7 protein-coding genes are annotated in these 8,066 nt (G+C 75.3%); 5 read left to right on the forward strand and 2 right to left on the reverse strand.

What is annotated here, in order from left to right; all coding sequences use genetic code 11:
• Window positions 1-213: 213 nt before the first annotated feature.
• On the reverse strand, window positions 214-891 hold the full coding sequence (locus ACSNOK_RS27420) for a uracil-DNA glycosylase (protein ID WP_436783468.1): 678 nt from the start codon (window positions 889-891) through the stop codon (window positions 214-216).
• 145 nt (window positions 892-1,036) lie between these two features.
• Here ACSNOK_RS27420 and ACSNOK_RS27425 point away from each other — a divergent pair, with 145 nt between their 5' ends.
• On the forward strand, window positions 1,037-2,215 hold the full coding sequence (locus tag ACSNOK_RS27425) for an N-acetylglucosamine kinase (protein WP_436783469.1): 1,179 nt from the start codon (window positions 1,037-1,039) through the stop codon (window positions 2,213-2,215).
• Between the two features lie 91 nt (window positions 2,216-2,306).
• The gene (locus tag ACSNOK_RS27430; protein ID WP_436783470.1) at window positions 2,307-3,245 is read left to right on the forward strand and encodes a hypothetical protein; all 939 of its coding nucleotides are present in this window, start codon (window positions 2,307-2,309) and stop codon (window positions 3,243-3,245) included.
• 95 nt (window positions 3,246-3,340) lie between these two features.
• Here the strand turns inward: ACSNOK_RS27430 and ACSNOK_RS27435 are convergent, their stop codons facing one another.
• A complete protein-coding gene (locus ACSNOK_RS27435; protein ID WP_436783471.1) occupies window positions 3,341-4,393 on the reverse strand; it encodes a lactonase family protein in 1,053 nt (350 codons plus the stop codon).
• A 285-nt stretch (window positions 4,394-4,678) separates the two neighbouring features.
• Here ACSNOK_RS27435 and ACSNOK_RS27440 point away from each other — a divergent pair, with 285 nt between their 5' ends.
• From ACSNOK_RS27440 to ACSNOK_RS27450, 3 genes are all read left to right on the forward strand, one after another.
• The gene (locus tag ACSNOK_RS27440; RefSeq protein WP_436783474.1) at window positions 4,679-6,181 is read left to right on the forward strand and encodes an FUSC family protein; all 1,503 of its coding nucleotides are present in this window, start codon (window positions 4,679-4,681) and stop codon (window positions 6,179-6,181) included.
• 127 nt (window positions 6,182-6,308) lie between these two features.
• Window positions 6,309-6,842, forward strand: coding sequence for an Lrp/AsnC family transcriptional regulator (locus ACSNOK_RS27445; RefSeq protein ID WP_436783472.1), 534 nt, complete (start codon window positions 6,309-6,311; stop codon window positions 6,840-6,842).
• Between the two features lie 176 nt (window positions 6,843-7,018).
• On the forward strand, window positions 7,019-7,945 hold the full coding sequence (locus tag ACSNOK_RS27450; protein ID WP_436783473.1) for a D-alanyl-D-alanine carboxypeptidase family protein: 927 nt from the start codon (window positions 7,019-7,021) through the stop codon (window positions 7,943-7,945).
• Window positions 7,946-8,066 lie beyond the last annotated feature (121 nt).

Genomic DNA, 8,066 nt, shown 5'->3' on the forward strand with positions numbered 1-8,066 from the left:
CACCTTCAACCGGGCGGTTGGCAAGGGGAGTTGCGTGTAATTTCGGCCTCGTCGAACTCCGTAAACGGAGCGACCCGTGCGTGGTGCTCCGTCGCCGGCCCCCGCCGTTCACAGTCCTCGGGGCGCCGAGGCCGGGCGGCGCTGCTGTGACCAGGCGCGCTCAGGGGACTTCGCGCTCTGGAGCGGCGATCCGTTCCGGCGCCGCTCGGCCCTTTACGGCAGTCGCCAGTCCACCGGCTGGGCGCCTTGGCGGACCAGGAGGTCGTTCACGCGGCTGAAGGGCCGCGAACCGAAGAACCCTCGGTCGGCCGACATGGGCGAGGGATGAGCCGACTCGACCGCCGGATAATCGCCCAGGAACGGCCGCAGATTGCGGGCGTCCCGCCCCCACAGCACGGACACCAACGGCTTGCCCCGGGCCGCCAGGGCGCGGATCGCCTGCTCGGTGACCTCTTCCCAGCCCTTGCCGCGGTGCGCGGCGGGCTTGCGCGGGGCGGTCGTCAGTGCCCTGTTGAGCAGCAGCACGCCCTGCCGGGTCCAAGGGGTCAGGTCACCGTTGGACGGCCAGGGCAGACCGAGATCGCTGTTGAGCTCCCGGAAGATGTTCTGCAGACTGCCCGGCAGCTGGCGCACCTCGGGCGCTACCGCGAAGCTGAGTCCGATCGCCATGCCGGGGGTCGGATAGGGATCCTGCCCGACGATCAGGACGCGGACATCGTCGAACGGCTGCTGGAAGGCGCGCAACACGTGCGCTCCGGCCGGCAGATAGGTACGGCCCGCCGCTATCTCCGCGCGCAGGAAATCACCCATCGCGGCGATGCGCCCCGCCACAGGGCTCAGGGCGTCCGCCCAACCGGGCTCGACTAGTTCACTCAACGGCCTCGCTACCACGACGCGCCACTCTACCGGCTCGCGACATGCCCTCCGTCCGGCGACTTCGGCAGGGCCGACGGCCCGACGGGCGCCCTGACCCCAAGGCGCCTCCCGGGAGTAGGGTGCCGGCCATGAGGCCTCACCCGACCCGCCGGGCCGTCCCATGGAACTGACGTCGCGTCGGCGCCCGGAGCGCAGGGCCGATCATGTGCTGGCGGTCGACTCGGGGGGCTCGGGCGTCCGTGTCGCCGTCTCCCCCGCGTACGGCGACGGGCCGGCGCTCACCTGGTCCTCCGCCGAGCCGGTGCCCGTCGGCGAGCGGGGGATCGACGCGCGGGTCCTGCTCGACCGGATCCTGCCGCCCGCCCGTGAGTTGCTGCGCCGGGCCGGTGCCGAGCGCTGTGTGGCGGGCTGCGTGGGCGCGGCGGGCATGGTGGCGCTCGGCGACGGTCTCCGGGCCGTGCTGCCGGGTGCGCTCCGCGCCGAGCTGGGCGTACGGCGCCTCGCGCTGGCCTCCGACGCCGTGACGGCCTACGCCGGGGCCGTCGGCCAGCGTCCCGGCGTGGTCGTGGCCGCCGGGACGGGGCTGGTCGCGCTCGGCACCCGGCTCGTCCCGGGCGGCGGCTGGCGGCGTGCGGACGGCTGGGGGCACCTGTTGGGGGACTGCGGGGGCGGCGCCTGGATCGGCCGGGCCGGACTGGAGGCGGCGCTGCGGGCGTACGACGGGCGGCCGGGCGGCTCGCCGGCGCTGCTCGGGCGACTGGAGGCCGTGTTCGGCCCGGCTCCCGACCTGCCGGGGGCGCTCTACCCCCGGCCCGACCGGGCGGCCGTGCTGGCCTCGTTCGCGCCCGAGGTCGGCCGGTGCGCGGCGGCGTGCCCGGTGGCGGCGGACATCCTGCGGACGGCGGCCCGGCACATCGCCGAGGCCGCGGCGGCAGCCTGCCCTCCGGCGGACGCGGACGCGACCGGCGGGCGCCCGCCGGCGGACGGTGAGGGCGCCGGGGGCGGTGCCGGGGATGTCCTCGCCGCTTCCGGCGGCACCGGCGGCCCTGGTGGCGGGGACGAACGGGCGGGCGGTCCCCGGCGTCGGGCGCCCGTCGTCGCGCTCACCGGAGGACTGGCGGGAATCGGGCCACCGCTGCTGCTGCCGCTCCGTCAGGAGTTGCGAAAGCAACTTCCGTACGCTCGGCAGACAGCCGCGGAGGGATCGCCCCTGGACGGCGCGTCCCGTATCGCCGCCGCCCTGGTGACGGACCGTCTGCTGCTGCCGGCGGACGGATCGCTGCTGAGCGTCACGACCGGGGCTCCGGCCGCCGCGTCACCCGGACACACCTTCGGGTGATCGGATCAGCCACCGAATAAATCAGGACAGAGAGCGATCAATCGCCCCCCGCCCAAACAGGGCGGTTCCCGACCGGATAACATGCGGCGCCATGAGCTCCCCCACAGGGCCCACGTCCGGCCTGCCTGTACGAATGCCCCGACCCCGCCAGTCCGGACGGCACCGGAGGCCGGAGCCCGTGACCGCGCCGGCGGCCGCGCCCCCGCTCGTGCTCGCGGTGCCCGGCGCCCCCGGTCCGGCCGCGCGCCGTCTGGCCGAGGAGACCCTGAGCATCGCCCGCTCCGAGCTGCCCGGCCTGGACGCGCGCATCGGCTACGTGGACGCCGAGGGCGACGCCGGCGGGTTCCCCGCCCTGGACTCCGTCCTCGGTTACGCCGCCGCCCGGCACACCGCTCGCACGAGCGAAGCGCGGGGCGCCTCCGACGAGGAGGCCGCCGCCTGGGCCCGCGGGCCCGCCGCCGTCGTGGTGCCGCTGCTGGCGGGCCCCGACACGGCCGTGCTGCGGCGGATACGCCAGTCGGTGGTCAGCAGCGGCTCCGCCTTCGAGCTGACGGACACGCTCGGTCCGCACCCGCTGCTCGCCGAGGCCCTGCACGTACGCCTCTCCGAGGCGGGCCTGGCCCGCGCCGACCGCGCCCGGCTGTTCACCGTCGCAACCGCGGCCGACGGCATCGTCCTGGCCACGGTCGGCGGCCCGGAGGCCGTACAGGCGGCCGGCATCACCGGCATGCTGCTGTCGGCGCGCCTGGCCGTGCCCGTGCTGGCCGCCGGTCTGGACGAGGAGGGCGCCGTGGCCCGCGCCGCCGACGAGCTCCGCTCCTCCGGCTCGCGCAACCTGGCCCTCGCCCCCTGCCTGATCGGCCCGGAGGCCGACGAGGCGCTGCCGTCCATGGCCGCGAAGGAGGCGGGCTGCGCCGCGGCGGAGCCGCTGGGCGCGTACCCGGCGATCGGCAGGCTCGTCCTCGCCAAGTACACCGAGCTGCTGGGTATCGCCCCCCAGCCCTCGGCGATGGGCGCGCCGGTGCGCTGACCCGCCGTACCACCGCGTGACCGCCGGGAAGGGCCTCTGCCGAGGCCCTTCCCGCGTTTCGGGGCCGGGTGCCCGGCACGGGCGGGCCGCCGGAGTCAGCGGAAGACCACGCACGACGCGGCCGGCGCCGCGACCGAACCGGCCCGCTCGGGTATGCCCGTGTCCGGGTCGACCGTGAACCAGGTGACATCGCCCGACCGCTCGTTCGCCGCGTACAGCAGGCCCCCGTCGGGGTGGGCGGCGAGGTGGCGCGGCCAGTGCCCGCCGCAGCCGACGGTGGAGCGCAGCCGGGGACCGTCCCCTGAGGGGTCGAGGGTGAGGGTGGCGAGGGTGTCGTCGCCGCGGTTGGCCGCCCAGAGGAACCGGCCGTCGGCGGAGAGCACCGGCGTCGAGGGGTACGTGGGGTCGGCCGCCCCGGAGGTCACCACGGACGCCGTCTCCAGCGGCTCCAGCGCGCCGGTCCCGGCGTCCCAGCGGCAGACGGTGACCGTCGCGTCGAGCTCGTTGAGGACGTACGCCCGGTGCCCGCGCGGGTGGAAGACGAGCGTTCGGGGGCCGCTGCCGGGGCGCAGGCGCGTCTCGCCGTGGGGCACCGGCTCCCCCGTCCCGGGGTCGAGCGCGGAGACGTGGACGGAGTCGGTGCCGAGGTCCACCGCGAGCAGCCAGCGCCCCGTGGGGTCGGGTGCCACCGCGTGGGCGTGCGGGCCCGCCTGCCGTGCGGTCACCGGGCCGCTGCCCTCGTGCCGCAGCACCGCGGTCGGCGCCCCGAGCGCGCCGTCGGCGGCGACGGGCAGGGCGCTGACGCTTCCGGAGCGGTAGTTGGCGGTGAACAGCCGGGCTCCGGCGAGCGCGAGGTGGGTGGGCGCGTCGCCGTCGACGGGCACGGCCGGGCCGAGCGGCTCCGGCCGGTCGGGGTCGGCGAGGGAGAAGGCGGTGGCCGTGCCCCCTTCCGTCTCCCCGACCGCGTAGAGCGCGGTCCCGTCGTCGGACAGGGCCAGGAACGAGGGGTCCGCCGCGACGGCGGTGGAGTACACGGGGGTCAGGGCGCCGGTCTCGCCGTCCACGCGCGCCACGGTGATGCCCGGGCCCCCCGCCCTTGTGAACGAGCCGATGTAGGCGCGCCGTTCGCGCCGTCCGCTGACCGTCATCACGTCCCCTCCCTCTCACGTCCCCGTCACGTCGGTGCCGACGCTACAGGGCGCCACTGACACCGCCCGGCGCCACCCCGCACGGCCCGGCGTCGCGGCTGGTCCGATGGCCCTGCGCACACCGGGTTACCGCCTGGTAAAAGTGGGCCGATGGCCCATCTTCTCTCCGTTGTCTTGAGCCATATGGCCCATGGATGTTTTGATGAACCTGTCAATGGCGCTGCGGGATCCCCGCGGCGCCTCTTTTGTGCGCGCGATCGGAAGAGGGTGGTGAAGCTGAAGAAGATGTTCGCGGCTCCGGATCCGGGCCGCGTCCGGCTGCGGAGCTCGGCCCGGGCCGTACTCGGCGTGGGGCTGGCGGTGACGGTCTCCCATCTGGCGACCGGTTCGGTGGGTGCCTCGATCGCCGGTGGTCTCACCGCGCTGCTGGCCCTCTTCACCGTCACCGACGCCCTGGTCCGCGACCAGGCGGTCACCACGGCGTGGCTGCCGGCCGTCGGCGTCCCGGTGCTCGCGCTGGCGACCGTGCTGCACGGGCTCCCCGTGGCGCGGGACGCGGCGTTCCTCGGCGTCGTCTTCGCCGGGGTGTACGCGCGGCGCTGGGGCCCCCGGGGCCAGGCCCTGGGCATCTTCGGTTTCATGATGTTCTTCATGGCGCAGTTCCTGCACGCCGTGCCGGAGGGGCTGGCGCCGCTCTACACGGCGATGGCGCTGGCGCTGGTCTCGTCGTCGCTGGTCCGTTTCGGGCTCTGGTGCTGGGAGCGCCGGCTGCCGCCGGTCATCGCCCCCGCGCCGGCGGCGGCGCGCGGCCTGGAGCGTCCGACGACCCGGCAGGCGTTCCAGAACACGTTCGCGTGCGCCCTGGCCCTGGGCGTCGGCCACCTGGTCTCGGACGAGCGCTGGTACTGGGCCGTCGGCACCGCGTGGTGGATCTTCGTGAACACGGCCTCGCGCGGCGAGACCCTGGTCCGGGGCTTCCGCCGGGTGGTGGGCACGGTGGCGGGCATCGCCGTGGGGCTGGTCGTCGCGGTGCCGCTGCACGGCGCCCCCGCGCCGACCGCCGTCCTGGTGGCGCTCTGCGTCTTCGGCATCTTCTACACGGCCGCCCCCTCGTACAGCTGGATGATGTTCTTCGTGACCGTCATGGCGTCCCTGCTGTACGGGCTGCTGGGCGTCCTCCACCCGGGCCTGCTGCTCCTGCGTTTCGAGCAGACCCTGGTGGGCGCGGCGGCCTCGGCCCTGGCGGTCGCCCTGGTGCTGCCGGTCACCACGCACGCCGCCACCGACGCCTGGATCCGCCGGGCGGTGCTGGCCGTGCGCCACTGCACCGCCGAGTCGGCGCGCCGGCTGGCCGGCGAGGCGTCGGCGGACCCGGCGCCGTACGTCGCGGAGCTGGAGCCGCTCCTCGCCCGGGTGCGGATCTCGCTGGCCCCGCTGCTGCACCCGCTGAGCCCGCTGCGGGCGCGCAAGGAGCGCGCCCGGCAGGTGACCGCCCACCTGGACGAGTGCGTCCGGCAGGCCCGCGGTCTGGCAGAGGTCGCGGCCGACCCCGACGCCTCGCACGACGCCCGGCTGATCGCCGCCTGCCAGCGCGTCGAGGCGGCGCTGCGCGCCCTGCTGCCCGCGGCGGAGGCCCCGGCGACGGCCGCCGAGCTCGGGCTCGCGGCCCCGCAGCACCACCCGGGCGCGGAGCGGGCCCTCGCCCACCTGCACGACCTGGAACGGGCGGTCGCGGGCCTGGCCGGGCCCGTGCTGAGCAGCCCGCGGTCGCCGCTGTCGGAGGCCTGAGCGGCGGGGCCCTCCACCTGCTGGCGCGAGCCGGCCGGTGGCCCGGCCCGCTGCCCGGCCCCGGGCCGCGGACTGGGCCATTGGTACAGTGACGGCCCGGCACCCGAGTACGAGGGAGCGTCCGCCGATGGCCGTAGACGCCCTGGACACCAGGATCCTGCGCCTCCTGCTGGAGCAGCCGCGGACCAGCGCGCGGGAGTACGCGCGGCTGCTCGGCATCGCGCGCGGCACGCTCCAGGCCCGGCTCGACCGGCTGGAGCGGGACGGCGTGATCACGGGGACCGGCCCCCGGCTGTCCCCCGCCGCGCTCGGCCACCCCGTCCTGGCCTTCGTGCACATCGAGGTCACCCAGGGGCACCTCGACCCGGTCGCGGACGCGCTGGCGGAGGTGCCGGAGATCATAGAGGCGTTCTCCATCACCGGCGGCGGCGACCTCATGGCGCGGGTCGTGGCCCGCGACGCCGCCCATCTGGAGGACGTGATCCAGCGGCTGGTCCAGCTCCCGGGCGTGGTGCGCACCCGGACCGAGATGGCGCTGCGCGAGCGTGTCCCCTACCGGATGACGGGGCTGCTGCGCGCCGTGGAACAGGACGTCCGGCGCAAGGACAAGGGCCGCGCCCGGGGGCGTTCCGCCGCCCCGGCGGCCGACGGCTCCGGATGACGCCGGCGTCCGCTCCCGTCTGACCGGCCCTCACCTCCTGCCGCACGGAGGCGTTTCCGCCCCTCACGCCCCGCCGGCCGCCCGAGTTTCCCCCGTGCCCCGGAAGGGTGGGAGGATCTGCTGGTTCCACCCGGCCATGAGAGACCCGGGACAACTCGTGAGGAATGAGACGTAATATGCAGCAATCTGGGGGAAGACGGGCCCGTCGGTGGGGAGCCGCGGTCACCGCGTCGACCGCCGCGTTCGCGGTCGCCGTTCCCGCGGCCACGGCCGAGGCGGCGACCGGCCCGGCGGGCATCGCCGCCAAGGGCGCGTTCCTGCTCGACAGCGGCCCCAACCGGCAGCTGTGGGCCAAGGACGCCGACACCCGGCGCCAGATGGCCAGCACCACCAAGATCATGACGGCCGCCGTGGTCCTGGACACGCGGGGCGTCAACCTGAACAAGCAGATCACCATCAAGAAGTCGTACCGCGACTACGTCGCGAAGAACGGCGCGAGCACCGCCGACCTGCGGGCCGGTGACAAGCTGACGGTCCGGCAGCTCCTGTACGGCCTGATGCTGCCCTCCGGGTGCGACGCCGCGTACGCGCTCGCCGACAATTTCGGCACCGGCAAGACCGAGGCCGCGCGCACCAAGTCGTTCATCGCCCAGATGAACAAGAAGGCCGCGGCGCTCGGCATGAAGAACACCAAGTACGACTCGTTCGACGGCATATCGCAGGCGGGAGCGAACCACTCCACGCCGCGCGACATCGCCAAGCTCGCGCGGCACGCGCTGGGCAACGCCACGTTCGCCACGGTCGTCAAGGCGACCAGCACGCGCCAGAAGGCGACGAACGTGAACCGCACGTACACCTGGTACAACACCAACAAGCTGCTGGGGTCCTACAAGGGCGCCATCGGCATCAAGACCGGCACCGGCACGGCCGCCGGTCCGTGCCTGGTGTTCGCCGCCCAGCGCGGCAAGCGCACGGTCGTGGGCGTGATCCTCAACGACGCGGCCAAGCGGTACCCCGACGCCGTGAAGATGCTGGACTGGTCGTTCAACACCAGCTCGAAGGTGAAGCTGCGTCAGCTGCCCAGCTTCGCGCAGCACGACTGAGCCGCCGCCCCCGGCCGGCCGGCGCGCGCACGGCGGTCCGCGGTGGACCGCCCCGGCGGCATCCGCCCGCCGTGACGCGCCGCACCGGCCGGGGGGGGGGGGGGGGGGGGGGGGGGGGGGG

The sequence above is a fragment of the Streptomyces sp. URMC 126 genome (assembly GCF_051386555.1).
Taxonomy (GTDB): domain Bacteria; phylum Actinomycetota; class Actinomycetes; order Streptomycetales; family Streptomycetaceae; genus Streptomyces.

Bases quoted from the DNA above. Each gene is read 5' to 3' on its own strand.
- ACSNOK_RS27435 (WP_436783471.1), bottom strand. From the start codon at position 4,393: ATGACGGTCAGCGGACGGCGCGAACGGCGCGCCTACATCGGCTCGTTC.
- ACSNOK_RS27440 (WP_436783474.1), top strand. From the start codon at position 4,679: ATGTTCGCGGCTCCGGATCCGGGCCGCGTCCGGCTGCGGAGCTCGGCC.
- ACSNOK_RS27425 (WP_436783469.1), top strand. From the start codon at position 1,037: ATGGAACTGACGTCGCGTCGGCGCCCGGAGCGCAGGGCCGATCATGTG.
- ACSNOK_RS27430 (WP_436783470.1), top strand. From the start codon at position 2,307: ATGAGCTCCCCCACAGGGCCCACGTCCGGCCTGCCTGTACGAATGCCC.
- ACSNOK_RS27445 (WP_436783472.1), top strand. From the start codon at position 6,309: ATGGCCGTAGACGCCCTGGACACCAGGATCCTGCGCCTCCTGCTGGAG.
- ACSNOK_RS27450 (WP_436783473.1), top strand. From the start codon at position 7,019: ATGCAGCAATCTGGGGGAAGACGGGCCCGTCGGTGGGGAGCCGCGGTC.